Here is a 25655-nt window from a genome sequence, read left to right on the forward strand (position 1 = left end):
CACCCTCGCCCTCGCAAACGGCTTACTTGATGGTGGCCAGATCGGCAGCGATCTTGGCGAGCATCTCGTCGGTGATCATCCCCTGCGAGAAAGGCGCGAGGGTCTTGAGGCTCAGCGCCTTGAACTGGTCGTAGGCGGGGTGCTGGTCGATGCCGGGCAGGTGCTTCACGAGCACGGCCTTGGCGCGCTCGTCGGCAACCAGCGCCTCGATGGGGGTGTCGATCGAGAACAGCGCGGCCGGCGCGGGGGCGGTCGGCGCCGGGTCCTGGGCGAGCGCGGCGGCGGGCGCCGCAACGGCGGCGAGGGAAAGACCGAGGGCAGCGAGAGGCGAGAACGTCATGCAGGCGGTTCCTTGTTGAAGACGCAAGGCAAAGGCGCGTCGGTCACGCTATCTAGCGCATCCGTATGTCGGCGCAATGAACCGGTTGGGCACAGCTGATGGAGGAATTCGCCGCCCTGCTGGACGCGCTGGTCTACACCACCAGCCGCAACCGCAAGCTCGCGCTGATCGCCGCCTATCTGCGCGAAAACGCCGATCCCGACCGCGGCTGGGCGCTCGCGGCGCTTACCGACGGGCTCGACTTTCCGGCAGTGAAGTCCTCGACGGTGCGCAATCTGATGATGGAGCGGGTCGATCCGGTGCTGTGGACGCTCTCCCGCGATTTCGTCGGCGACACGGCCGAGACCGCAAGCCTGCTCTGGCCCGAGCCGGAGGACCCGCTCCCGCAGCCCGACCTGTCGCTCGCCGAGGTGGTCAAGCGCCTGTCCGCCCTCACCCGCGCCAGCGCGCCGCGCGAATTGCCCGGGTTGCTGGATAGGCTCGATGCCAAGGGCCGCTACGCCCTCATCAAGCTCGCCACCGGCGGGATGCGGGTGGGCGTCTCCGCGCGCCTCGCCAAGACCGCCTTTGCGCTCGCCTTCGATGTCCCGGTGGAGGAGGTCGAGGAATACTGGCACGCCCTCGCCCCGCCCTATGCCGAACTTTTCGCATGGGCCGCAGACGGCGGCCCTGCCCCCGATCTCGCCGGCGTGCCGCGCTTCCGCCCCTTCATGCTCGCCCACCCGCTCGAGGACGGGGAGGTGGACCTCGCGGACTATGCCGCCGAGTGGAAATGGGACGGTATCCGGGTGCAGCTGGTCCGGGCGGGCGGAGAGACGCGGGTCTATTCGCGCTCGGGCGACGACATATCGACGACATTCCCCGAACTGCTCGATGTCCTGCCGATGGACGCGGTACTGGATGGCGAATTGCTGGTGCGCGGCTCCGCACAGGGCGGCGAAGCGGGCGGCGCGGCGAGTTTCAACGCGCTCCAGCAAAGGCTCGGGCGCAAGACCGTCTCCAAGGCGATGCTCAAGGAATACCCGGCCTTCGTGCGGCTCTACGACGTGCTGATCCTCGAAGGCCGCGACTGGCGCGAGGCCCCGTGGGAGTCGCGCCGCGCGACTTTGGAGGCGCTCATGCCGCGCCTGCCCGCCAGCCATTTCGATCTCTCGCAGCTGGTCGAGGCCGAGGACTTCGCCGCCCTCGCCGCGATCCGCGACACCGCGCGCGACGAGGCGATCGAGGGGCTGATGCTCAAGCACCGCACCAGCCCCTACGTGGCGGGCCGCAAGGTCGCCCTGTGGTACAAGTGGAAGCGTGATCCGCTGCTGATCGACTGCGTGCTGATGTATGCCCAGCGCGGCAGCGGCAAGCGGTCGAGCTTCTATTCGGACTACACCTTCGGCTGCTGGGCGGGCGATCCCGATGCGGGGGCGGAGCTGCTCCCCGTCGGCAAGGCCTATTCGGGCTTCACCGACGAGGAGCTGAAGAAGCTCGACCGTTTCGTGCGGCAGAACACTCTGAGCAAGTTCGGACCGGTGCGCGAGGTGGAGCGCAAGCTGGTGTTCGAGGTCGCCTTCGATTCGGTGCACGCCAGCAAGCGCCACAAAAGCGGCCTCGCGATGCGCTTCCCCCGCATCCACCGCATCCGCTGGGACAAGCCCGCGCACGAGGCAGACTGGGTCGAGGGGCTGAGGGCGCTGATAAAGGATTGACGGGAGCCGCGCGGCGCATGACAAGTTGCAAATCGCAACCGGAGAGAACCATGTCTTACGCCACCGCAGCCCTTGCCACCTGTGCCAACATGCTCGGCACACTCGATCACCTCGTCACCAAGGCCGAAGGCCACGAGAAGGGCGAAGCGCTGCCTCAGGCGCGGCTCGCCGAAGACATGTTCCCGCTGCACACCCAGATCCGATTCGCCATCGATCAGGTGGTAACCGCCCTGAAGCGGCTCGGAGCGTCGGAGCTTGCCGCGGACGACAGCGAGATCGCCAGTTTCGCCGAAGCCCACACCCGCATCGCGGCTGTCCAGGCGCTGGTTGCGGAAACAGATCCGGCGACCTGGCCCGCGAGCGCCGACGTCGTGGAGTTCGACCTGCCCAACGGCATGGGCTTCAGGATGCAGGCGCACGAATATTGCCGGGACTGGGCGATCCCCCAGCTCTATTTCCATGTCATGGCCGCCTACGCGATCCTGCGTGCAGAAGGGCTCGCTGTCGGGAAGGCCGATTATGTCGGCTACATGATGAAGTATCTGAAGCAGCCCGTCGCGGGTTAGCCGAGCGCAGCCGCCACAGCGGCTGCGTGCGCCTTGGCGTTCTCGGCATAGTGCATCACGCCCACGCGCATTCCGGCGATGGCGGCGTCGTTCAGTTCCTTCATCTTCACCGCGGGCCGCCCGGCCCACAGCTCGCGCTCGCCCATAACCTTGCGCTCGGTGAGCATCGCGCCCGCCGCCAGCATCGCGTCAGAGCCGATCACTGCCTTGTTCATGACGATCGCGCCGAGGCCGACGAAGCCGCGGTCGTGGATCGTGCAGCCGTGCACCATCGCCATATGGCCGATCAGCACATCGTCGCCGATCACCAGCGGGCAGCCGTCGGGGTCGCCGGGGCGCGGCGGGTCACAGTGGAGGACGCTTCCGTCCTGGACATTGGTGCGCTCGCCGATGCGGATGCTGAAGACGTCGGCGCGCAGCACGCAATTGTACCAGATCGAGGAGCCTGCCCCGATCACGACGTCGCCGATGATCGTGCAGCCGGGGGCGATGAAGGCGGTCTCGTGGATCTGCGGGGTCTTGCCGTGGATCGGCACGATGTTAACGCCGGGGCGTGTGGTCATGGCAGGGATTCCCATTCTGCGCGGGAGATCGCGTATTGGATGGTCGGGTTTTCTTCGGGCGGATCGGCGGGGTTGTGGAAGGCGAGGTCGTCGCGCCGGCGCATACCCAGCTTCTCCATCAGCCGCCAGCTTCCCTCGTTCGCATGACAGGTCATGGCGACGATATGCGGCGCGCGATGCACCGCGAAACCCCAGTCCATCACCGCGCGCATCGCCTCGAAGGCATAGCCGCGGCGCCAGCGGTCCTCGCGCACCAGCCAGCCGATCTCGTGGTCGCCGGGGTTGGGGGCGAGCGGATGGATGATCCGGCGCAGCCCGCAATGGCCGACGAACTCGCCGGTGGCGCGCTCCTCCATGATCATGAAGCCGAAGCCCTCGGCAGCGAACCCCGCGCGCGAGGCGGCATGCTTGGCGGCGATCACCGCGCGCGGCTGCACGCCGCCGAGCCAGCGCATCACCGCAGGGGTGTTGAGCAGCGTCATGTGCGGATCGAGGTCGTCCTCGCCGATCTGCCGCAGGATCAGCCGGTCGGTCGTCAGAACGGGAGCCGTCACGCCGCCTCCCATGTCTCGCGCGCAATGGCATAGGCGATGATGCGCGGGTTGGCGGGATCGAAATCCGGGCTGTCGAAGTCGAGGTCCTCGCGCCGCTGCATTCCGAGGCGGATCATCAGGCCCCAGCTCGCCGCGTTGTTCTGCACGGTGAGCGCGATCACCTCGTCCGCGCCGAAGCGGTGGAAGGCGAGGTCGAGCGCGGCAGCGGCGGCCTCCTTCGCGTAGCCCTGCCCCCAGGCATCCTCGCGCAGCCGCCAGCCCACTTCCATCATCCCCTGCGGGCCGCCCGCCTGGTTGGACCGCTTCAATCCGCAGAAGCCGAGCAGCGCGCCATCCTCGCGGCGTTCGACGACCCAGAACGTGTGGCCGTGGTCGGCGCGGTAGCCCTCGACCCGCGCCTGCGCCGCCGCGCGTCCGGCCTCGTCCTGCACCCCGCCGAGCCAGCGCATGACGGCGGCCGTGTTGGTCACACGCCAGAACTCTGGCCAGTCAGCCTCGCGCCAGTCGCGCAAGGTCAGGCGAGCGGTGTCGTGACGGAACTCAGGCACAGGGGGCATCCATCGACCAGACGGTGGTGGGATTATCCTCGGGCGGGTAGTCCGGATCGACATAGCCGAGCTCTGGCCGGAACGTGAAGCCGAGCCGCCGCATCATCCGGGTCGAGGCGGCGTTGGAGTCGCTCGTCTGCGACCACAGCACCCGCAGCGCCAGCGCGGTGAAGGCATGATCGATCACCGCCCGTGCCGCCTCCGTCGCATAACCGCGCCCCCAATGGGCCTCGGCGAAGGTCCAGCCGATCTCGCGCTGGCCCTGCAGGACCTGCGGAGCGGCGGGCGAGCGAAGGTGGAACAGGCCGACACGCCCGACCCGCGTCGCGCCGTCGTGCAGCCACACCGTCCAGCGCCGGTGCCCGCCTCCGTGAAAGGCGTCGATATCGTCGGCGAGGCTTTCCGCCACGGCTTCGGGAGAGCGCACACCGGCGAGATGGCGCATCACGCTCGCGGTGTTCATGTGCGCCAGTACCCACGGGAGATCCTCCGCCACCGGCGGACGCAGGATCAGGCGTTCGGTCTCCAGCGTGTCCTCAGCCATTCAGCAGGCGGGCGACGTGGGCGGCGTGGTAGGTCAGCACCCCGCTGCACCCTGCGCGCTTGAAGGCGATCAGCTTCTCCATCACCAGCGCGTCGCGGTCCCCGATGCCGGCGGCCTGCGCGGCCTCGATCATCGCGTATTCGCCGGAGACCTGGTAGGCGAAGACCGGCACGTCGAAGCGCTGCTTCACCCTGTAGATGATGTCGAGATAGGCGAGCCCCGGCTTCACCATCACGCTGTCCGCCCCTTCCGCGATGTCCATCGCCACTTCGCGCAGCGCCTCGTCGGCATTGGCGGGGTCCATCTGGTAGGCCTTCTTGTCGCCCTTGAGCAGCCCGCCCGAGCCGACCGCGTCGCGGAACGGGCCGTAGAAGGCGCTCGCATACTTGGCGGCGTAGCTCATGATCTGGACATTGGGGTGCCCGTTCATTTCGAGCGCCATGCGGATCGCATGAATGCGGCCGTCCATCATGTCGGAGGGCGCGATGATGTCCGCCCCCGCATTGGCCTGGTTCACCGCCTGGTCGACCAGCACCGCGACGGTCGCATCGTTCACGACATAGCCGGTCTCGTCCACCAGCCCGTCCTGCCCGTGCGAGGTGTAGGGATCGAGCGCGACGTCGGTCAGCACCCCGATGTCGTTGCCGCAGGCGTCCTTGATCGCGCGGATCGCCTGGCACATCAGGTTGTCCGGATTGTGCGCCTCGGCCCCGTCATCGGTGCGCAGCTCGCGCGGGGTGTTGGGGAACAGCGCGATGACCGGGATGCCGAGCGCCACCGCCTCCTTGGCGCGGGCCACGATCCCGTCGACCGACCAGCGCGAGACGCCCGGCAGCGTCGCCACCGGCTCCTCGACGCCCTTGCCCGAGGTCACGAACAGCGGCCAGATCAGGTCCGCCGGCGTGACGGTGGTCTCGCGGTGCAGCGCACGGCTCCAGCCGTGGGCGCGGGTGCGGCGCAGGCGGGTGTTGGGGAAATGTCCGGTCATGGCCGCGAGGATTACGCCCAATCGCGGCTGGACGACAAGTGCTCGTTACAGTTTGCGTGCAGCCGGGGTCGGACCGGCGATCTTCTCGATCTCGCGCACCGGCTCCTTCACCTCGTCGGGTTCGGGCGCGAGGTCCTTGAGCGCGGCGCCGACCTCGATCTCCTTGAGCCGGATGAGCTGGCGGCGGAAATCGATCAGCTCGGTGCCCGAAAGCAGCGCGCGGCTGACGAACTGGACGGTGGCCGGATTGATTACCCGCCCACCGCGATACATCTCGTAGTGGAGGTGCGGTCCGGTCGAGAGGCCGGTGGAGCCGACATAGCCGATCACCTGCCCGCGTCGCACCGACATCCCGGCGTTCACCGCCATACGGCTCATGTGGCAATAGCGCGTCGAGAGGCCACCACCGTGCTCCAGCCGCACCTGGATGCCGCAGCCGCCCGAGCGGCCCGCGCTCGACACGCGGCCATCGCTGACGGCGACGATCGGGGTGCCGTATTGCGCCTTGAAGTCGACCCCGGCGTGCATCCGCATGTAGCCGAGGATCGGGTGGCGCCGCATTCCGAAGTTCGAGGTGACCGCCCCCGGCACCGGCGCGAGAAGGCCACGGCGCTGCTCGCCCACGCCCGAGGCCTCGTAAAAGCGGCCCTCGCCGCCCCAGCGCATCAGCTGCGTGCGCGGCTTGCCGTCGCGGTCGACGCCGGCATAGAGTAGCTGGCCCGCCTGCCGCTCGCCCGTTGCGGCGCGGCGATAGGCGATGATGATGTCGAACTCGTCCGAGGAACGCACCTCGCGGTCCATGTCGATCTGGGCGTCGAGCGCCTTGAGGTATTCCTGCACCGCGCTCGCCGGAACACCGGCCTGGCGCATCGAGCGGTAGAGGCTGCTGCCGACTGTCCCGCGCACGCGCAGCGGGGTCTCGTCGACGCGGATCACGTTGCGCTTCAGCGCCAGCGGCCCGGAAGGGATGACCGGCGTGCCGTCCGCCGACACCTCGCCGACGCCCGGGCGGGTCAGTTCGAGTTCCAGATCAAAGCGCGCACGGAAAGCGAGGCTGTCGAGCGGGCGCGGCTCGCCCGGCGCGGGGCGGCGACCGAGCACGAGGTCCATCTGCGTGCCGGGCTGGATGTCGCCCACTGCCACCGCTTGCCCGACCAGCGCGGCGGCGCGATCGATATCGCCCGCCGCCACGCCCGCACGGCGCAGCATCGAGGCGAAGCTGTCGCCCGGGGCGAGGGTGACGAGCATCTGGATCTGCGGCCGCTCGGGCGCGCTCTTGAGCGGGATCACTGCCTGGGTCGGCCCCATGCGTCGCCCGCTGTCGGCGCCCAGCGCCAGCGGCAGGATCATCTGGCTGCGCAGCTCGCTCTCGACCGCGTCCGATTGCGGCAGGGCGGGCCGCGCTTCGAGCGGGGTGAGATCGGGCCAGCAGGCGAGCGCCACCGCGCCCAGCCCGACCATCGTGCCGAGGCCGCGCAACCAGCGTCGGCTGCCGATGTCCTCGGCCAGATCAGGGGCGAGGTCGAGCCGCTCGAACCACAGGGAGGCGGCAAGACGCCATTCCTCGTAGCGCGCGCCAAAACCGGACGCCCCCAGCAGCAGCCTACCGCGCAGACGCTGCGCCTTGGTCGGTTCGGCGAGCGCCCGGGCATTGCGGAAATAGGCGGCAAGCTCGCGGGCGGTTTCCGGATCCACCGGAGGCGGCGCGGGCGGCACGACCGCAAGCGCGCGCGAACCGTCAGGCGCCTCGCCGCCCGGCGATGCCTCGTCCGGATCGCCTCCGTCGTTCAGTCGTCGCGCGTGATCCAACATCTTTGCCCCGGAAGCGGTGCCCTCGCGGGGCTGTGCGGTCCGCTCCATTCCGGACCGACCTTTGTCGCATTTTTCTGCCAGAACAAAGTAAATCCCGCCTTAACCAGCGACCAGCCGCGCCCCACACACGATAAGGTGATGTGCGTAGCGGGGTGCCACCCTTACCCATGGCCTTGCCCCCCGGCGGCAAGCCTGACAGAACCCCCGCGTCGTGACCCTGACCCCACCTTCCCGCCCCGGCGACGAGCGCCGCGTGCGCGCCGTGCTCGGGCCGACCAACACCGGCAAGACCCACCTCGCGATCGAACGGATGTGCGGCCATTCGAGCGGGATGATGGGCTTCCCGCTTCGCCTGCTCGCACGCGAGGTCTATGACCGTGTGCGGGCGATCAAGGGGCACAAGCAGGTCGCGCTGATCACCGGCGAGGAGCGGATCGAGCCGCCGGACGCGCGCTATTTCCTCTGCACCGCCGAAGCCATGCCGCGCACCATGGGCGAGGTCGCCTTCGTCGCGCTCGACGAGGCGCAGCTGGGCGCGGACCCCGAACGCGGACACATCTTCACCGACCGCCTGCTCCACGCCCGCGGGCGCGAGGAGACGATGATCCTCGGCAGCGCAACGCTCGAACCGATGGTCAGGGCGCTGGTCCCCAAGGCCGAAATCACCAGCCGCCCGCGCTTCTCGACCCTTTCCCATGCCGGCATCTGCAAGCTCTCGCGCCTGCCCAAGCGCAGCGCCGTCGTCGCCTTCTCGGTCGAGCAGGTCTACGCGATGGCCGAGGCCCTTCGGCGCTTCCGCGGCGGCGCGGCGGTGGTGATGGGCGCGCTCTCGCCCGAGACGCGCAACAAGCAGGTCGCGATGTTCCAGTCGGGCGAGGTCGACTACATCGTCGCCACCGACGCGATCGGGATGGGCCTCAACCTCGATCTGGACCACGTCGCCTTCGCCGCGCTGAGCAAGTTCGACGGCCGCAGGAAGCGCCGCCTCACGCCGTCGGAAATGGCACAGATCGCCGGGCGCGCGGGACGGCACCAGCGCGACGGGACCTTCGGCACGCTCTCGGGCACGGGCAAGGGCGACGGCGAGCCGCTCGCCTTCACCGACGAGGAGGTCTACGCCATCGAGGAGCACAAGTTCGCGCCCCTCACCCATCTCTTCTGGCGCGAGGCCGATCCGCGGTGCGATTCGCTCGAGCGGCTGATCGCCGATCTCGAGGCGCGACCGGATAACGGAGTGCTGAAAGCCGCTCCCGAAGCCATCGATCTTGCCGTGCTGAAGAGACTGGCTTCGGACCCCATTGCCGACACGGTGCGTGGGGCAGGCTCGGTGCGGCGCTTCTGGGAGACCTGCTCGCTCCCCGATTTCCGCAACCTCGGGGTTGAGCCCCACGCCCGCTTCGTCGCGCGGCTGTGGGACGACCTGCGCGGCGGTTACCTCGGCGCGGATTTCGTCGCCGCGCGCATCGCCGAGCTTGACCGGATGCAGGGCGACATCGACACGCTGCAAGGGCGGATCGCGGCGATTCGCAGCTGGGCATATATCTGCCAGCGGCCCGACTGGGTGCTGGCGCGGGACGAAATGGCGGCGCGGGCACGCGCGGTCGAGGCGAAGCTTTCGGATGCGCTGCACGCGCGGCTCACCGAAAGGTTCGTCAACCGGAGGACGACACTCTTGATGAAATCGCTGGGCCAGGACGCGACTGCGCTGCCCGTCACGCTTGAACCAGACGGCCACCTGACGGTCGAGGGCGAGAGCATCGGCCGCCTCGAGGGCTTCCGTTTCCATGTCGATCCGAACGCTGGTGTCGCCGATCGCCGGATGCTGCTGGCAGCGGGCGAGAAGGCTCTGCCCGCGCTGCTGGAGCGCCGTGCCGATTGGCTGCTCTCGCAAGGCATCGCCGAACTGGAGATCAGCGGCGGCGCGATCCGTTGGCAGGGGCGCGCCTTGGCCGAGATTGCCTTCCCCGGTCACCCCGGCTCGGGCCACTTCGGCACACCGCGCCTGACGCTGACCCACGACGTGGCGCTTCTTCCCGATGCGGCGAAGGCCTCGCTTGAGGCGGGGCTTTCCGCATGGCTGGAGAAGCAGCTCGAGCCGCTCGAACCGCTGCGCAAGCTCGCCGAGGCCGCGCGCGACCCCGCGGCCGGATCGCAGGCCCGCGCGCTGGTGATAACCCTGATCGAGGCGCGCGGCGTCATCAGCCGCGAGGAAGCGGGGCTCGAGAACCTGCCCAAGGAGATGCGGCCCTACTTGAGGAAGCTGGGCATCACCTTCGGCGCGCTCGACATCTTCGATGCGCCGCTCTTGAAGCCCGCTCCGCGCCGGCTGCTGCACTCACTGGGGCTGGACACCCGCGCGGTGCAGGAGGCGATGCTGCCGGTGCTGGCGGAGGGGAGCTGGGCCAAGGGCCGCCTGCCTGCCGGATACCGCTATGCCGGGTCACAGGCGATCCGCGTCGACCTCGCCGAGAAGATCTTCCGCGCGGCCTTCGAGGCACGGGCGGCGGTGGTCGCGGCGCACCCGAAGGAGCGCAATCGCCCGTTCCGGGTCGATCTGGCGCTCGCCGTGTCCGTCGGGCTCGAGGCCGACAACGCCCGCCGCCTGCTGGGCAGTGCCGGCTTTCGCGTCGAGCGAGCGCGGGCCCTGCCCGAAGGCGCGCACGGTGCCCCCGCGCCCGACCGCTGGTACTGGCGTCCGCGCCGTCCCGAGGAACGCCAAGCCCGCAGGGCCGAGCGACCCCAGCATCACAAGCCCGGACGCAAGGCCCCCCGCCCCGCGGAGGGTCAAACTCAGACCAAGCCGCAGGGCGAGCGGCGCGGGCCGAAGCCCGGCGGCAAGCCGCCCAAGGGCAACCGCCCGCCCCTGCCCAAGCCCGACACCGGCCCTGCGCGGGCTGGCGGGGCCTTCGACAAGCTGGCGGACCTGCTCAAGGGATGAGCCCCGGCAGCGCGGGAGAATCGCTCAGGATCGACCGCCTGCTGGTCTACCTGCGCTTCGCCCGCACCCGCTCGGCGGCGCTGGCCCTGATCGAGAGCCGCGCCCTGCGGCGCAACCGGCAGCACGTCCTGCGCCCGTCGGAGCAGGTCCGCACCGGCGATGTGCTGACGATCGCGCTGGGCGGCACCGTGCGGGTCATCGAGCTTCTCGCCCTGCCCGAACGGCGCGGTTCGCCCGCCGCGGCGCGTTCGCATTATCGTGAGGTTGACGAAGACGGACTTGACCCTAAAGCGCAAATCACCATAGCAGCGTCGCCTTCCGGGGCATCACGCCCGCCCGACGATCCCGAAGACTTCTCGTGAAAGAGCCGCAATGACTTACGTCGTCACCGAAGACTGCATCAAGTGCAAGTACACCGACTGCGTGGAAGTGTGCCCGGTCGACTGCTTCTACGAAGGCGAGAACATGCTGGTGATCAATCCCAGCGAATGCATCGATTGCGGCGTGTGCGAACCGGAATGCCCTGCCGAGGCGATTCTCCCCGACACCGAGGACGGTCTGGAGAAGTGGCTCGAACTCAACACGAAGTTTTCGGCCGTGTGGCCGAACATCACGAGCCAGAAGGCTCCGCCCGAGGATGCCGACGCGCACAAGGGCGAAAAGGACAAGTTCGAGAAATACTTCAGCGACGTGCCGGGCGACGGCGACTGAGCCTGCCCTTTCTGCCGGCCTGCATAGCTTTGCAGACCTGCGCAAAATCGCCGACTCGCAATTTTGTTGCAGACGTGTTATATGATGCCGCAACCGCGCGTGGCCAGGCCCGCGCAGGCGTTGAAACCAGGAAGGCCCGACACTAGCAAACCCCCTCCGGATGATCCACACCCGGCGCTCGCCCCGCGAGGGGCAAGGTCGCGCCGCCGGGCAGATCGTCCCTCTCCCGTTGTCGGGTCGGCCCACAGAAAGGAACTTGCATGGCAAGCACCGCGAACGCATTCACCGTCGGCGATTATGTTGTCTATCCCAAGCACGGCGTGGGCCGGGTAGTCGAACTCCAGAAGGAGGAGATCGCCGGGATGCAGCTCGAACTCTACGTGCTGCGGTTCGAGAAGGAGCGCATGACGCTTCGCGTGCCGGTCAACAAGGTCGAAGCCATCGGGATGCGCAAGCTGTCTTCCGACAAGACCCTCAAGCAGGCGATGGAAACCCTCAAGGGCAAGCCCAAGGTGAAGCGCACCATGTGGTCGCGCCGCGCGCAGGAATACGAAGCCAAGATCAACTCGGGCGACCTCGTGTCGATCGCCGAGGTGACCCGCGACCTGTTCCGTCCCGAAGACCAGCCGGAACAGTCCTATTCGGAGCGCCAGATCTTCGAAGCGGCGTCCTCGCGCCTCGCCCGCGAACTGGCGGCGATGGAGGAAACCGACGAGCAGACCGCGCTCGGCAAGATCCTCGACGTGCTGCGCGAGCACGCCCCCCAATACTACGACAACGCCGAAGAAGCCTGAGGCTTCTCCTGCCGCAAACTGACATCAAGGGCTGCCCTCGCGGGCGGCCCTTTTTGCTGGTGCGAGGCACGCTCTTGCACGTGGCGGCACGGTGTATTACATCTGCAATACGCCATATGGCCATCGGGAGAGACACAGCATGACCCACGCCCTGCCCCGGCACCTCGCCTCCGCCGCGCTCGTCACCGGCGGCCTCGCGCTCGCGGCCTGCGACGGCGCCGAGATCGAGATCAACGGCCAGAAGGGCGTGCCGCTCTCCGAGATCAAAATCGCCGGCGCACCGCCCTCGAAGGTCTTCCTTGCCTCGGGCGACACCGTGATCGTCACCGAGGGCGACACCTTCGCGATCGCGGTCGAGGGCGCGGACACCGAAAGCCTGCGCTTCGTTCGCGACAGCGAGATCATCGGCATCACCCGCGAGAATGGCTGGAACGGCGAGAGCAACGCCACCATCCGCATCACCATGCCCCCGCCCAAGGAAGTGATCATCGGCGGCGCGGGGACCGTGAAGCTCCCGACCCTCGCCAGCGAGGCCGACATCAACATCGGTGGCAGCGGGCTGGTCGAATTCGGGACCATCGCGGCGCAGAAGCTCGGCATCAACATCGGCGGCAGCGGCACGGTGCGCGGGGCCGGCACGGTCAGGTCGCTCGAGGTGCTGATCGGCGGCAGCGGCGATGTCGAAATGGCGGGCCTCAAGGCCGACACCGCCGAGGTGACCATCGGCGGCGCGGGCGATGTCGCCTTCGCCTCGGACGGCACCGTGGAAGCCAATATCGCAGGGGCGGGCGACATCAACGTGACCGGCACCGCCAAGTGCACCGTCCAGGCGATGGGCTCGGGCACGCTCAACTGCGCGCCGGGCGGCGGCGGCGGGGCGAGCGCGGCGATCCCGGCACCTGCGGCAAAACCCGCAGAATAGCGGTTGCCTGAGGGCAAGCATCGGGCGATTAGAAGCGCATGATGCGCACTCTCAAGCTCTCGGCTCTCGCACTTGCCGCCCTCGCCCTGCAGGGCTGTCTCGCCAAGGCGGCGGTCACCGCCGTGACCCTGCCGGTCAAGGCGGCCAGCAGGGGCGTCGATCTCGCGACGGAAAGCCAGTCCGAGGCCGACGAGAAGCGCGGCCGCGAAATCCGCAAGCGCGAGGAGCGCCTCGGCAAGCTCGAACGCGATTACGACAAGGCGATGCAACGCTGCGGCGATGGCGACGACACGGCCTGCGAAGCCGCCCAGGCGATCCGCGCCGAAATGAAGGCGATCATGCCCGGCGTCCCGGTCGAGCCGGACGACCGCTAGGCGGCGGCCCGCCGCAGCCGGTCGTTGATCGCGCGGCCCACCCCCTCCTCGGGTACAGGCGCCACCGCAATTCTGGGATGGTGCGCGCGGGCGGCTTCGTGAAGGCAGGCGTAGAGCCGCGCGGCGGCTTCATCGAGATCACCGTGCGCTGACAGCGTGACATCACCCACCACCGGCCCGAAGCCGATCATGAACTCGTCCTTGTCAGCCAGCGTGACGCCGAGACGCACCGGCTTGCCGGGCGCGTAGTGGCTGGCGAGCTGGCCCGGCGCCTCGATTGCCCCGCCCGCCGCCCGCGAGGCGATCTGGAGCGGGCCGGGGCGCAGTTCCTCCACGCTCCCATCGGCGCGCACCGCGACGATGGTCGATTCCAAGCCGGCCATGGTCGCCCCGCCATCCAGCACCATGTCGATCCTTCCATCGAGCGAGGCGAGGACGTGGTCTGCACAAGTCGGGCTGATGAAGCCGCTGCGGTTGGCCGACGGCGCTGCAAGCGGGAAATCCACCGCCCCGAGCAGGGCGCGCATCGCCGGGTGGGCCGGCGCGCGCAGGGCGATGGTCGGCAGGCCCGCCGTCACGGCTTCGGCCAGCGCGGCATCCGTGCGGCGCGGCAGGACGAGCGTAAGCGGCCCGGGCCAATACGCCTGTGCCAGCGCGCGTGCCTCGGACGAGAATTCGGCATAGGCCTCCGCCTGCGCCAGACCGGTCACATGCACGATCAGCGGGTTGAAGTCCGGGCGGCCCTTGGCGGCATAGATCCGCGCTACCGCCTCGTCGCTGTCGGCGCGCGCCGCGAGGCCGTAGACCGTCTCGGTCGGCACGGCCACGAGCCCGCCCGATTCGAGGATTCGCGCCGCTTTCGCGATCCCCTCGGGCCCTGCAGGCACCACTTCCGTAACGTTCTTGCCGCTCATGCCCGGGCGCTATATTCGTTTGCCCGCCCTGCCAAGGCCGGGCGCAATTTCCCACCTTAAGGACGCCCCCCAAGTGACCCCGTTTACCCCGCCGACCGCCGACCAGCTGCTTGCCATCCGCGTCAACGCCGGGATCGAGGAGCTGGCGCAAAGCGAACGCTTCGCCCATGCCGAGCCCGATCTGGTCGAGGCGATCGTCGAAGGCGTCGGCCAGTTCGCGGCGGGCGAATTCGCACCCCTCAACCGCGTCGGCGATCTCGAAGGCGCGAAGCTCGAGAACGGCGTCGTCCGCCTGCCCGACGGGTTCGACGCCGCCTACAAGGCCTATGTCGAGCAAGGCTGGAACGCCATCGCCTCGCCGGTCGCGCACGGCGGGCAGGGCCTGCCCTTCACCCTTGCCTGCAACGTGCTGGAGAACCTCGGCGCGGCGAACATGGCCTTCACACTGCTCCCCATGCTCTCGGTCGGCGCGATCGAGGCGCTGGAGCATCACGGCTCGCCCGCCCAGCAGGCCATGTATCTGCCCAAGCTGGTGAGCGGCGCGTGGTCGGGCACGATGAACCTCACCGAACCCGCCGCAGGGAGCGATGTCGGCGCGCTGCGCAGCACGGCCGAGCCGGTCGAGACCGGCGAGCACGCGGGCAAGTACCGGATCACCGGCCAGAAGATCTACATCACGTGGGGCGAGCACGAGCTGGCCGAGAACATCATCCACCTCGTGCTGGCCCGCCTCCCCGGCGCGCCCGAGGGTTCGCGCGGGATCAGCCTCTTCGTGGTGCCCAAGTATCACGTGAACGCCGACGGCTCGCTCGGCCCGAAGAACGACCTTCGCTGCGTCTCCCTCGAACACAAGCTTGGCATCAACGCCTCGCCGACCTGCGTGATGAGCTACGGCGACAACGGCGAATGCATCGGCGAGCTCGTCGGCCAGCCCAACAAGGGGCTCGCCGCGATGTTCACGATGATGAACAACGCGCGCATCAACGTCGGCAACCAGGGGGCACAGATCGCCGAGCGGGCCACCCAGCAGGCGCTCGCCTATGCCCGCGACCGGGTTCAGTCGGCCCGCGCCGGCTCGCCCGACAAGACCCCGGTGGCGATCATCGAGCACCCCGACGTGCGCCGCATGATCCTGCGCATGAAGGCCCTGACCGAGGGCGTGCGCGCGCTGCTCTACTATTGCGCCGGGCAGGTCGACCGCGGCAACCTTGGTGACGAGCCGGCGCGGGCGCGCGGCGAGATCGTGGTTCCGCTGATCAAGGCCTGGGGCACCGATGTCGGCGTCGAGGTCTCCGGGCTCGGGATCCAGATCCACGGCGGCATGGGCTTCGTCGAGGAGACCGGCGCGGCCCAGCACTGGCGGGATTCGCGCATCGCCCCGATCTACGAGGGCACCAACGGCATCCAGGCCGCCGATCTCGTGACCCGTAAGCTCGGGCTCGAGGGCGGTGAGGCGATGGTCGCGCTGTTCGACACCATCGCCCGCGAGACTACCGATGAATTCGCGCTCTCCGCCCTCGCGCGGGACTGCGGCAATGTCGCGCGCTGGATGCGCGACGATGCCAGCCTCGATGATCGTCTGGCCGGCAGCGTGCCCTTCTGCACGATGGCGGCGGTGTGCATGGCCGGGTGGCAGCTGACGAAGCAGGCGGCGGCGGTCAAGGCCGGCGCGGCTCCCGAACTCGCGGCGACCAAGCCGGTGACGGTGCGCTTCTTCCTCGACCGGATCGTGCCCGAGGCTGCGGGTCTCAAGGCCGGCGCGGTGGCGGGGGCCGACCTGCTCTACGCGCTCCCCGCAGAGGCGCTGGTCGGCTGACATGGCCGAGGGGGGCGACGCGCTGGACCGGATCGCCGCCGCGCTCGAGCGGCTCGCCCCGCCGCCTCCGCCGCCGACCGACTGGCTCGCCCATCCCGCCTATGTCTGGGGCGGCACGCGGGCGCAGGCGGTGCCGGAGCCCGATGCCCTGCCCCTCGATGCCCTGCACGGGATCGACGCCCAGAAAGTTGCGCTGCGCAACAATTGCGCCCGCCTCGCTTCGGGCGCGGCGGCGCATGACGTGCTGCTGTGGGGCGCGCGGGGCATGGGCAAGTCGGCGCTGGTGCGCGCTTGTGTGGCCGACGTGCAGCGGGAGAGCCCACGAGCCCTCGCCCTCGTCCAGCTTGCCCCGGGCAGCCTGCCGACCATCCCCGCGCTGATCGCCGAACTGGCGGGCGTGGATCGCGCGTTCCTGCTGTTCATCGACGATCTCGGTTTCGGCGCCGACGGGCGGGCGGAGATGCTGGCTCTCAGGAGCCTGCTCGACGGCGGGGTCGACCCGCGTCCGGCGCAGATCCGCCTTGCGGTGACCGCCAACCGCCGCGCCATCGTCGAGCGGGAGGACACCTCGGGCGCGCTCCACGAACGCGACGAGCGTGACGATGCGCTGGCGCTGGCCGACCGTTTCGGACTGACGCTGGGCTTCCACCCGGCGGACAAGGACACCTATCTCGCGATCCTCGCGGGCTACCTTGCCCCGCTCGGCCTCGGCTTCGATCCGGAGGAGGCGATGGCCTTCGCGATCCAGCGCGGCAACCGGTCGGGCCGCACCGCGCTGCAATTCGCGACCGAATTGGCCGGCCGGGCGGGGCTCCGGCTCTAGTTGACCTTCTGCCCGGCCTGCTTGCGCAGGTAATCGGCCTCGAAGTCGGCCCGCGGATCGCGCAGTGCGCGGGGCGGGAGCGAAGCGCCCTCCAGCCGCGCGATCGGCGCGGCCGGCGCAGCGGTGGGCGAGCGCACGCGCCAGATGATCCCTGCGGTATCGTCCGAGACGAGCAACGAACCATCACCAGCCCATTCGACCCAGGTCGGCCGCCCGCGGGTGGTGCCGTCCGCCTTGAGGAAGCCGGTGAGCACCGGCTTGGGCTTGCCGACCGGATTGCCGCGCGCGTCGAAGTCGACGAACACCACGTCGTAGCCCGAGGGCGGCTTCCTGTTCCACGAGCCGTGCCGCGCGATGAAGGCCCCGCCCGCGAAGTTCTCGCCCATCCGGTCGCCCTCCCTCGAGAACACCAGCCCCAGCGCCGCCACGTGCGGGCCGAGCGCGAATTCGGGCTTGCGGACATATTCCATCAGGAAGCGCGGCATCGGCGCATCGACGCGGCGATCGCGGTTGTTCTTGTAGTAGACCCAGGGCCAGCCGTACTGCGCGCCGACCGGCACGTTGGTGAGGTAATCGGGCACGAGGTCCGACCCGAGCATGTCGCGCTCGTTCACGGTGGTCCAGAGCTCGCCCGACCATGGGCTGAAATCCATCCCGTTGGGATTGCGCAGGCCGGCGCCGAACTGGCGCGGGCGGCCCTTGGCGAGGTCATATTCCCAGATCATCGCCCGGCCCTGCTCGATGTCCATGCCACTCTCGCCGATATTGCTGACGGAGCCGACCGCGACATAGAGCCGCTCGCCATCGGGCGAGAGCTCGAGGTTGCGCATCCAGTGGCCGCCGCCGGGCGCGAGGTCCATCAGCTTGCGCGGGCTGCCGGTCACATTGGTGCTGCCAAGCGCATAGGGATAGGCCAGCACGGCGTTGTGGTTGGCGACGAACAGCGTCCCGTCCTTCCATGCCATGCCAGAGGGCGAATCGAGGCCTTCGAGGATCACCTGCCGCGTCTCGGCGCTGCCGTTGCCATCGGCATCGCGCAGCAGCACGATTTGATTGGGCGATTCGCCGGTGGCACCGGCCTTGCTCAGCAGTTTGTCGGCGATCCAGCCCTTGATCGCGTCCATGATCCCGCCGCCGCCATTGTCGACCTTGGGCGCGCGGGTCAGGGCGACGAGGATGTCGCCATTGGGCAGCGCAAACAGCGTCCGCGGATGCTCCAGCCCTTCGGCAAAGCGCATCACCTCGAGCCCTTCGGCCGGGGTCGGCGCCTCACCTGCCTGCCAGCCTACCGGCTCGGCGATCTGCACGGTGGGGAAGGTCTGCGCCTCCCCCTCCTGCAGCACGGGATCGGTGCCGGTGACCTCCTCGACCGAAAGTTCGGCAGTGTCGCCGCGGGTCAGGAGAAACAGCGCGATCCCGACGATCACGACAACAACGACGAGAGCGATTGCGATTTTGCGGAAAATGGCCATGTGGCGGGGATAAAGCCCGCCCGCGCCGGCGGCAACCTCCCAAGCGACGAAAGACAAACACCCCCATGTACGATTTCAAGCCCGCCGCGCCGCTCGACACGGAAGCCCTCTATCGCGAGCTCCTCGCCGCCGCCGAGGCGCTTACGGCGGACGAGCCGGACGGCGTCGCCAACATGGCCAATGTCGCCGCGCTCCTGTGGGAGTTCCTGCCCGATCTCAACTGGGCGGGGTTCTACCGCGTCGCCCCGGCCAAGGGCGGCGGGACCGATGAACTCGTGCTGGGTCCCTTCGTCGGGCGGCCCGCCTGCATCCGCATCCCCTTCGGGCGCGGGGTGTGCGGAGCGGCAGCGCAGCAGGGCGCGACGCAGCTTGTCGCCGATGTCCACGCCTTCCCCGGCCACATCGCCTGCGATGCCGCCAGCGCGAGCGAGCTGGTCGTCCCCGTTCTGCGCGACGGCGCGGTGGTGGCGGTGATCGATCTCGACAGCCCGTCCCCCTCCCGCTTCACCGCCGAGGATGCCGCAGGCATCGAGGCGCTCGCGGCGCTGCTCGCCGAGCGGGTCTGATCCTTCCCGAAACGGGACAGCGCCGACTCCGCCGCTTGGGCGGCAGGCGCGTGCGGTGGTAAGCCTTTGCTAACCATCAGCCGTCCGGGCTGACCAAGGGGGATTTGTTCATGCCCAAGCTTTCGTCGACCCTCCCGCTCGCCGCTCTCGCCTTCGCCCTTCCGGCAGCGGCGCAGGCGCAGAACTACGCCGACCTGCCGCCGCTCGCGCCGATGGCCGAGGCCGAGGTCCGCACCCTCCCGGCAGACATGCGCAGCGCGCCGGCGATGCAGCAGACGGAGACCGTGACCAACGTCAACGGCGTCGAGACCATCACCCGCACCCGCCGCATCGATGCACCGCGCCCGATGCCGGCCGCGCCGATGCATCAGGGCTACGCGCCGCACGGCTATGCCGCACCGGCGGCCTATGGCCCTGCGCCGGTCGTCTTCGAGCGCCAGCAGTGGATCGACGAATGCCGCCGCCGCACCCGGGGGCAGGACAAGGACAGCACCGGCGCGATCATCGGCGGCCTGCTTGGCGCGATCGCCGGGGGCTTTGCCGGTTACGAGATTGCCGGGGTCGGCGACCGCGTGCTCGGCACCGTGCTGGGTGTCGGCGGTGGGGGGTTGATCGGCGGCCTCCTCGGCAGCCTGTTCGACGGCGACGACGACGAGGACCGCTACGACTGCGAGGCCGCGCTCGACGCCTATCTATCGCAATACGGTACGCCTGGCCCGCGCATCGCCAGCCGCGAGATCGCCTACCCGGCCCCATATCCGGCCTACGCGCAGTCCTATGCCTATCCGGCCTATTCCTACGGCTACAGCTACGCCCCGCCGCCGCAGATGGTGCTGGTGCCGGTGCGCAGCGAGGTGCAGCAGCAGGTCGTGGTGCGCGAGACCGAGCGTTACGAGACCTACACCGTGCCCGGTGCCTCGCGTGTCATCCCCGGGCCGCGCCCCTCGCCCAAGATGATCAAGAACCGCTAACCCATTTCTGTCCCCTGGGGGACAAAGCAAAAGCCCCGCGGAGTCAGGCGACCCGCGGGGCTTTTTCATGCCGGTCGGGGGCGCTGGCCCCGCTCAGATCTCGCCACCGGTGAGGCGCTGGCAGACCAGATCGAGCTGATCGAGCGTGGTATAGCGGATCGTGATCGTCCCCTTGCGCGGATCGACCTCGGGCTTGATCCGCACACTCAGCCCGAGGAACTCCTCGAGATGCTGCTGGACCGCGAGAATATCCGCGTTTTCAGAGGATTGATAGCCAGGCTGGGCAGGCTCCAGCCGCGCGCGGGGCTTCTTGGTGAGCGTCTCGATGTCGCGCACCGAAAGCCCCTCGGCCACGGCAAGCTCGGCGAGGTGCAGCGCATCGTCCCGCCCGATCAGCGCGCGGGCGTGGCCGATCGACAGCTTGCCCTCCTGGATCAGGTCGAGCACCGGATCGGGCAGCGTCACCAGCCGCATCATGTTGGCGACATGGCTGCGCGACTTTTCGACCATCTTGGCGATGTCGACCTGGATCATGCCCTCGTCTTCCGAGAGGCGGTGATAGGCGCGCGCTTCCTCGACCGGGTTGAGGTCCTCGCGCTGGAGATTCTCGATCAGAGCGAGGGCAATCACCTCGCGCTCGGACAGGTTGCGCACCAGCGCCGGAATCTCGTGCAGCCGGGCCTTCTGCGCCGCGCGCCAGCGGCGTTCGCCGGCGACGAGCTGGAAGCCCTCCCCGCCGGGGTGCGGGCGGACGATGATCGGCTGGATTACGCCCCGCGTCGCGATCGAGGCGGCGAGTTCGTCGAGCGCAGCCTCGTCGAAATGCTTGCGGGGGTTGCCCGGCAGCGGCTTGATGCTCGCGATCGCCAGCATCCGCAGCGGCGAGGAACCTGCGGCAGGTGCCTCGGCCGGAGCATCCTCGCGGCGCACCAGTGGCTCCTCGCGCCGCGTTTCCCCGAGAAGCGCCCCTAGCCCCTTGCCCAGCCGCCGCGGCTTGTCCGCAGACGCACGGAGATTGGCAGCGATTTCAGCGGTTTGCGCGGTATCTTCAGTCATGCGGCCTGTCTTTCTGCGGGAAATCGCCCGATCAGCTCGCGCGCCAGCGACATGTAGGCGCGGCTGCCGGTGCAGTGCTGATCGTAGATCAGCGCCGGGAGCCCGTGGCTCGGTGCCTCGGAGAGGCGGACGTTGCGCGGGATGACCGTCTCGAAAACGAGATTGCCGAGGCAGTCGCGCACATCGTCCGACACCTGGTCTGTCAGCCGGTTGCGGCGGTCATACATGGTCAACGCCACGCCGATGATGCCCAGATCGGGATTGAACCGCTGCTGCACCTGATCGACCGTCTGGAGCAGCTGCGAAAGCCCCTCGAGCGCGAAGAACTCGCATTGCAGCGGCACCAGCAGCGTATCGGCGGCGCAAAGCGCGTTCAGCGTCAGCAGGCCGAGCGAGGGCGGGCAATCGATGAAGCAGATATCATGGCCCGTATGTGAGGACAGCGCCTTGTCGAGCCGGTGGGTGCGCCCTTCGACCGCCACAAGCTCGACCTCCGCACCGGACAGATCGACCGTCGCGGGAACGATGTCGAGGCGGGGGATCGCGGTCGGCAGGATCGCGCTGGCAAGCGGAACCTCGTCGACCAGCAGATCATAGCTTGAAACGTCGCGTGACGAGGAATGCACCCCCAGGCCGGTCGAGGCATTGCCCTGCGGATCGAGGTCGATCAGCAGCGTGCGCCACCCCGTCGCCGCCATGGCCGTGGCGATGTTGATCGCGGTGGTGGTCTTGCCCACCCCGCCCTTCTGGTTGGCGATCGCGATGGTCAGCATGGCGTGTCCCGTCCTTCCCGCACGCCAATTCAGGGTGAACTGGCGCGTGTTTCGCGTGTCAGGCCTTCACGATGATCCCGGCCTCGGGATCGGTCAAGGAATGTTTCACGTGAAACATTGCCCGAATCGAAGGCTTCAATGTGTCCAACTCCTGCGCCGCCGAGCGCCCCTTGGGCAACACGTAGACGGTCCGCCTTGTGGAGAAGGGTGCGGATAGGTCTAGAAGTCTGGTGAGTGGAGCAAAGGCGCGTGCCGAAATGGCGCGGGCCTCGAAGGGAGCCACGTGCTCGAGACGCTGGCCTTCCACCCGGCACTTCCGCAGATCGAGCGCGGCGATGGCGCGGTTGAGGAACTGGACCCGGCGCGCGCGGGATTCGACCAAGACTACCGGCATATTCGGGCACAGGGCTGCAATCACCAGACCGGGGAAGCCCGGCCCGCTCCCGAGATCGAGCCACGGTCCGCCCCCATTGGCACCCAATGTTTCACGTGAAACATTCTCCAGTAGCTGCGCCGAGTCTGCAATATGACGCTGCCACAGCTGCGGCTCTGTCGCCTTGGCAATGAGGTTCTGCCGCAGGTTCTCGTCCAGCACGAGCGCAGCGAAGGCTTCGAGCCGCGCCATACCCGCCGCGTCGGTCAGCCCCGCCACATAGGCGCGGGCCTCGGCTTCGTTGGTGATCATGCAGCGAGCCTGCGCCGGGCATGGACGAGCAAGGCAGAGAGCGCCGCCGGCGTCACACCGGGAACCCGGCCTGCCGCCGCCAGCGTGCCGGCCGCCGCGCGGGTAAGGCGTTCGACCATCTCGTTCGAGAGGCCCGGTACCTCGCCATAAGGAAAATCCGCCGGAAGCGGCAGCGCCTCGCTCGCCCGCAGATCGCGCAGTTCGGCATCCTGCCGAGCAAGATAGGGTGCATAGGCGGCATCCTCCGCCATTTCCTCGGCGAGCAGCGGATCGAGCGCAGTCGCATCGCCCAGCCATGGGGCAAGTGCTTCAAGCGTCACGCCATCGTAGCGCAGCCACTCGGCGAGGGTCTTTTCGCCGTGATCGCGGCGCACAGGCAAACCGCGATCGGCCAGCTCGCGAGAATGGACCTTCTCCGAATGTTTCACGTGAAACATTGCTCGCAAATCCTCGCGCCGCTCCCACCACGCCCCGCGCTCCGCGCCTATGCAGCCCGCCTCAATCCCGAGGCCCGTGAGCCGCGTCGCCGCATTGTTGGCGCGCAGCCGGAGTCGATATTCGGCCCGCGCCGTGAGCATCCGGTAGGGCTCGGTAACGCCCTGCAAGGTCAAATCGTCGACCATCACCGCGATGTAGGAATTCGCCCGGTCGAGCCGGGGTGCCTGCTTGCCAAGCGCGGCGGCGGCTGCCTCGAGCCCAGCGACAAGACCCTGCGCCGCCGCTTCCTCGTAACCGGTCGTCCCGTTGATTTGACCTGCACAATAGAGCCCGGGGATCGCGCGGACCTGCAAGTCGGGCGTGAGCGCGCGGGGATCGATGTGGTCGTACTCGACCGCATAGCCCGGCTGCACGATCACCGCCCTGCCACAGCCCGGCATGGTGCGGACCACCTCCTCCTGCACATCAACCGGCAGGGAGGTGCTGATCCCGTTGGGATAGACGAGATGCGTGTCCAGCCCCTCGGGCTCGAGGAACACCTGATGCCCCTCGCGGTCCCCGAAGCGGTGGATCTTGTCCTCGATGGAGGGGCAATAGCGTGGCCCCGCCGCCGCAATCGCGCCCGAGAACAGCGGCGAGCGGTGGAGGTTGGCGCGGATCGCGTCGTGCCCTGCCTGCGTGGTGCGGGTGATGGCGCAGAACACCTGCGGGTTGACGCGGGCCGGCGTGAGCGGGGACATTGTCCATGCCTCGCCATCCGAGGGCTGCTCCTCGAGCACGGCCCAGTCGATGGTCCGCCCGTCGAGCCGCGGGGGCGTTCCCGTCTTGAGCCGCGCCATCGGCAGGTCGGCACCGCGCAGCTGCTGCGCCAGACGGTGCGCGGCGTTCTCGCCAATGCGCCCTCCCTCAAACCGCTCCTCGCCGCGGAAAAGGATTCCGCCCAGGAAGGTTCCGGTGCACAGAACCACGCGCGGTGCCTCGAGCACGGTGCCTTCGGCCAGTTCGAGCCCGGCCACCGCCCCGCCCTTCAGCACCAGCGCAGCAGCCTCTCCCTGTACCAGCGTCAGCCCCGCCTGCGCCGCCACCGCCGCCTGCACCGCCGCCTTGAAGCGCACCCGGTCAGCCTGAACTCGCGGGCCCCAGACGGCGCTGCCCTTGGAGCGATTGAGCATCCGGTAATGGATCGCGCCTGCGTCCGCAGCACGTCCGATCACGCCGTCGAGAGCGTCGACCTCGCGCACCAGGTGCCCCTTGCCGAGGCCCCCGATCGCCGGGTTGCAGCTCATCGCTCCGATGGCCGAAAGATCGAAGCTCACCAGCGCCGTGCGCGCGCCCATCCGGGCTGCCGCGCAGGCAGCCTCCACCCCGGCGTGACCGCCGCCGATGACAAGGACGTCGAAGCTTTGCATGGGGCGCAGATAGGGCGCGGGGCGCGGATCGTCAAAGCGGATTTGGTGAGCGGGTGCCCGCAATGTTTCACGTGAAACATTGGACTGCGGGCTCACTTGCCGATGCAGAAACGTCCGAACAGCGTGTCGAGCATGTCCTCGGTCGTCGCCCGCCCGATAAGGCGGTCGAATGCGAGGCGGGCGCGGCGCAGTTCCTCGGCGACGAGCAAGGGGTCCGCAAGGCGCCCCGCCGCTTGCAGCGCCTCGGCAGCCTCGGCGAGACGCGCGTGTTGGCGGGCGTTCAAGGCCGCCTCACCGGACTTCGGTAAGGCATCCCGTGCCGCTTCCACCAATTCAGTTTTGAGCGCCGCCACGCCCTCGCCGGTCCTCGCCGACAGCGTGAAGCGCGCAGCCAGTTTTGGGGGAAGGTCTTCGCGGTCGGACTGCGCCGCGATCTCCCACGCGCCTTCCGGTCCTACACCTTCCGGTCCGAGCCACAGGACAGTGTCGGCACGCGCCAGCTCCGCCTCGGCGCGGGCGATGCCGATGGCTTCGATCGCGTCCGCCTCGGCCCCGTCGCGCAGACCCGCCGTGTCGACGAAGGTGAAGGGCACCCCTTCGATCGCCACGCTCCGCTCGATCACGTCGCGCGTGGTGCCGGCGATGGGCGAGGTGATCGCCGCCTCGCTCTCGACCAGAGCATTGAACAACGTGGACTTGCCGGCATTGGGAGGCCCGGCGAGCACCACGCGGTAGCCCTCCCCCAACCGCTCGGAACGCGGGCGGGCGAGCCATGCGGCCAGCTCCCCGGCCAGCGCGGCAATGTTCCACGTGAAACATTCGGGAAGATCGGCGGCATCCTCCTCGTCGGAGAAATCGAGAACGCCCTCGACCTCGGCCGAAAGCCCGAGCACCTTCTCGCGCCAGCTTTCGACCTGCCGTGAGAGCGCCCCGCCCGCATTGGCCAGTGCGGCCGCGCGCTGAAGCTCGGTCTCGGCGGAAAGCAGATCGCCCAATCCCTCTGCCTCGGCGAGATCGATCCGGCCATTGGCGAAGGCGCGCCGGGTGAACTCCCCCGGCTCCGCACGACGCACCCCGCGAAGCGAAGCGAGCGCCCGCTCCACCGCTGCAATGACGGCGCGGCCCCCGTGGCAGTGGAACTCGGCCAGATCCTCGCCGGTCGCGGTCGCCTGACCGGGAAACCACAGCACCAGCGCCTCGTCGAGCGGCGCACCCTCGGCATCACGCAAACGGGCGAGAGAGGCGCGGCGCGGCGTTGGCACCCGCCCGGCAAGCACCTCCAGCGCCGTCCGCGCCTGGGAACCGGAGACGCGGATCACCCCCACGCCCGCCGGCGGCGCGCCGCTCGAAAGCGCGAAGATCGTCGGCGCGTCGCTCACGG

The 25655-nt window shown here is 69.0% G+C and carries 26 protein-coding genes; 12 read left to right on the forward strand and 14 right to left on the reverse strand.

Annotated elements, in window-relative coordinates; translation table 11 throughout:
• Positions 1–22 precede the first annotated feature (22 nt).
• A complete protein-coding gene (locus CBR61_RS01880) occupies positions 23–340 on the reverse strand; it encodes a hypothetical protein (protein ID WP_088912843.1) in 318 nt (105 codons plus the stop codon).
• Between the two features lie 98 nt (positions 341–438).
• Between CBR61_RS01880 and CBR61_RS01885 the strand changes: the two genes are divergently transcribed.
• On the forward strand, positions 439–2037 hold the full coding sequence (locus CBR61_RS01885; RefSeq protein ID WP_088912844.1) for a cisplatin damage response ATP-dependent DNA ligase: 1599 nt from the start codon (positions 439–441) through the stop codon (positions 2035–2037).
• 50 nt (positions 2038–2087) lie between these two features.
• The gene (locus tag CBR61_RS01890; protein WP_088912845.1) at positions 2088–2603 is read left to right on the forward strand and encodes a DUF1993 domain-containing protein; all 516 of its coding nucleotides are present in this window, start codon (positions 2088–2090) and stop codon (positions 2601–2603) included.
• On the opposite strand, the gene CBR61_RS01895 is transcribed toward CBR61_RS01890, so the two are convergent.
• The 6 genes from CBR61_RS01895 to CBR61_RS01920 are packed head-to-tail and all read right to left on the reverse strand — an operon-like array spanning position 2600 to position 7660.
• Positions 2600–3166: a gamma carbonic anhydrase family protein gene (locus CBR61_RS01895; RefSeq protein WP_088912846.1), complete on the reverse strand. Its 567-nt coding sequence runs from the start codon at positions 3164–3166 to the stop codon at positions 2600–2602. The genes CBR61_RS01890 and CBR61_RS01895 overlap by 4 nt on opposite strands.
• Positions 3163–3720: a GNAT family N-acetyltransferase gene (locus CBR61_RS01900; protein ID WP_088915398.1), complete on the reverse strand. Its 558-nt coding sequence runs from the start codon at positions 3718–3720 to the stop codon at positions 3163–3165. The genes CBR61_RS01895 and CBR61_RS01900 overlap by 4 nt, the downstream gene beginning before the upstream one ends.
• On the reverse strand, positions 3717–4268 hold the full coding sequence (locus tag CBR61_RS01905; RefSeq protein ID WP_088915399.1) for a GNAT family N-acetyltransferase: 552 nt from the start codon (positions 4266–4268) through the stop codon (positions 3717–3719). Before CBR61_RS01905 ends, CBR61_RS01900 begins: the two co-directional genes overlap by 4 nt.
• A complete protein-coding gene (locus CBR61_RS01910; protein ID WP_088912847.1) occupies positions 4261–4812 on the reverse strand; it encodes a GNAT family N-acetyltransferase in 552 nt (183 codons plus the stop codon). The genes CBR61_RS01905 and CBR61_RS01910 overlap by 8 nt, the downstream gene beginning before the upstream one ends.
• Complete coding sequence (hemB, locus tag CBR61_RS01915) at positions 4805–5800, reverse strand: porphobilinogen synthase (protein ID WP_088912848.1); 996 nt, start codon at positions 5798–5800, stop codon at positions 4805–4807. The genes CBR61_RS01910 and hemB overlap by 8 nt, the downstream gene beginning before the upstream one ends.
• A gap of 45 nt (positions 5801–5845) precedes the next feature.
• Entirely contained in the window at positions 5846–7660 is a 1815-nt protein-coding gene (locus CBR61_RS01920; RefSeq protein WP_233996810.1) for a peptidoglycan DD-metalloendopeptidase family protein, read from the reverse strand.
• Positions 7661–7823: 163 nt separating this feature from the next.
• Here CBR61_RS01920 and CBR61_RS01925 point away from each other — a divergent pair, with 163 nt between their 5' ends.
• The 6 genes from CBR61_RS01925 (at position 7824) to CBR61_RS01950 (ending at position 13351) form a co-directional block, all read left to right on the forward strand.
• Positions 7824–10550, forward strand: a complete 2727-nt coding sequence (locus CBR61_RS01925; RefSeq protein ID WP_088912849.1) for a helicase-related protein — start codon at positions 7824–7826, stop codon at positions 10548–10550.
• The gene (locus tag CBR61_RS01930) at positions 10547–10912 is read left to right on the forward strand and encodes a S4 domain-containing protein (protein WP_088912850.1); all 366 of its coding nucleotides are present in this window, start codon (positions 10547–10549) and stop codon (positions 10910–10912) included. The genes CBR61_RS01925 and CBR61_RS01930 overlap by 4 nt, the downstream gene beginning before the upstream one ends.
• Before the next feature lie 10 nt (positions 10913–10922).
• Complete coding sequence (gene fdxA, locus CBR61_RS01935) at positions 10923–11261, forward strand: ferredoxin FdxA (RefSeq protein ID WP_088912851.1); 339 nt, start codon at positions 10923–10925, stop codon at positions 11259–11261.
• Positions 11262–11521: 260 nt separating this feature from the next.
• Positions 11522–12055: a CarD family transcriptional regulator gene (locus CBR61_RS01940; protein ID WP_088912852.1), complete on the forward strand. Its 534-nt coding sequence runs from the start codon at positions 11522–11524 to the stop codon at positions 12053–12055.
• Positions 12056–12194: 139 nt separating this feature from the next.
• Entirely contained in the window at positions 12195–12977 is a 783-nt protein-coding gene (locus CBR61_RS01945; RefSeq protein WP_088912853.1) for a GIN domain-containing protein, read from the forward strand.
• Between the two features lie 38 nt (positions 12978–13015).
• Positions 13016–13351, forward strand: a complete 336-nt coding sequence (locus CBR61_RS01950; protein WP_324616823.1) for a hypothetical protein — start codon at positions 13016–13018, stop codon at positions 13349–13351.
• Here CBR61_RS01950 and CBR61_RS01955 read toward each other — a convergent pair.
• Positions 13348–14265: an L-threonylcarbamoyladenylate synthase gene (locus tag CBR61_RS01955; RefSeq protein ID WP_088912854.1), complete on the reverse strand. Its 918-nt coding sequence runs from the start codon at positions 14263–14265 to the stop codon at positions 13348–13350. The genes CBR61_RS01950 and CBR61_RS01955 overlap by 4 nt on opposite strands.
• A 73-nt stretch (positions 14266–14338) precedes the next feature.
• Between CBR61_RS01955 and CBR61_RS01960 the strand changes: the two genes are divergently transcribed.
• Together CBR61_RS01960 and CBR61_RS01965 are read left to right on the forward strand one after the other, a co-directional pair.
• Positions 14339–16081 carry an acyl-CoA dehydrogenase gene (locus tag CBR61_RS01960; protein ID WP_088912855.1) on the forward strand — a complete coding sequence of 581 codons (1743 nt, stop codon included), beginning with the start codon at positions 14339–14341 and terminating at the stop codon, positions 16079–16081.
• A 1-nt stretch (position 16082) separates the two neighbouring features.
• Positions 16083–16904 carry a DUF815 domain-containing protein gene (locus CBR61_RS01965; RefSeq protein ID WP_088912856.1) on the forward strand — a complete coding sequence of 274 codons (822 nt, stop codon included), beginning with the start codon at positions 16083–16085 and terminating at the stop codon, positions 16902–16904.
• On the opposite strand, the gene CBR61_RS01970 is transcribed toward CBR61_RS01965, so the two are convergent.
• Positions 16901–18376, reverse strand: coding sequence for a PQQ-dependent sugar dehydrogenase (locus CBR61_RS01970; RefSeq protein ID WP_088912857.1), 1476 nt, complete (start codon positions 18374–18376; stop codon positions 16901–16903). The genes CBR61_RS01965 and CBR61_RS01970 overlap by 4 nt on opposite strands.
• Positions 18377–18441: 65 nt before the next feature.
• Here CBR61_RS01970 and CBR61_RS01975 point away from each other — a divergent pair, with 65 nt between their 5' ends.
• Positions 18442–18942 (forward strand): GAF domain-containing protein, encoded by a 501-nt coding sequence (locus CBR61_RS01975; protein WP_088912858.1) that lies wholly within the window; start codon positions 18442–18444, stop codon positions 18940–18942.
• Positions 18943–19052: 110 nt separating this feature from the next.
• Positions 19053–19913, forward strand: coding sequence for a hypothetical protein (locus CBR61_RS01980; protein ID WP_157696467.1), 861 nt, complete (start codon positions 19053–19055; stop codon positions 19911–19913).
• Between the two features lie 93 nt (positions 19914–20006).
• Here the strand turns inward: CBR61_RS01980 and CBR61_RS01985 are convergent, their stop codons facing one another.
• From CBR61_RS01985 to mnmE, 5 genes are all read right to left on the reverse strand, one after another.
• On the reverse strand, positions 20007–20969 hold the full coding sequence (locus CBR61_RS01985) for a ParB/RepB/Spo0J family partition protein (protein ID WP_088912860.1): 963 nt from the start codon (positions 20967–20969) through the stop codon (positions 20007–20009).
• The gene (locus CBR61_RS01990) at positions 20966–21742 is read right to left on the reverse strand and encodes a ParA family protein (protein ID WP_088912861.1); all 777 of its coding nucleotides are present in this window, start codon (positions 21740–21742) and stop codon (positions 20966–20968) included. The genes CBR61_RS01985 and CBR61_RS01990 overlap by 4 nt, the downstream gene beginning before the upstream one ends.
• Before the next feature lie 58 nt (positions 21743–21800).
• A complete protein-coding gene (gene rsmG / locus CBR61_RS01995) occupies positions 21801–22427 on the reverse strand; it encodes a 16S rRNA (guanine(527)-N(7))-methyltransferase RsmG (protein ID WP_088912862.1) in 627 nt (208 codons plus the stop codon).
• Entirely contained in the window at positions 22424–24274 is a 1851-nt protein-coding gene (mnmG, locus tag CBR61_RS02000; RefSeq protein ID WP_088912863.1) for a tRNA uridine-5-carboxymethylaminomethyl(34) synthesis enzyme MnmG, read from the reverse strand. Before mnmG ends, rsmG begins: the two co-directional genes overlap by 4 nt.
• A 92-nt stretch (positions 24275–24366) precedes the next feature.
• Complete coding sequence (mnmE, locus tag CBR61_RS02005; RefSeq protein ID WP_088912864.1) at positions 24367–25653, reverse strand: tRNA uridine-5-carboxymethylaminomethyl(34) synthesis GTPase MnmE; 1287 nt, start codon at positions 25651–25653, stop codon at positions 24367–24369.
• Between the last annotated feature and the right edge of the window lie 2 nt (positions 25654–25655).

It is taken from the genome of Porphyrobacter sp. CACIAM 03H1 (assembly GCF_002215495.1).
Taxonomy (GTDB): domain Bacteria; phylum Pseudomonadota; class Alphaproteobacteria; order Sphingomonadales; family Sphingomonadaceae; genus Erythrobacter.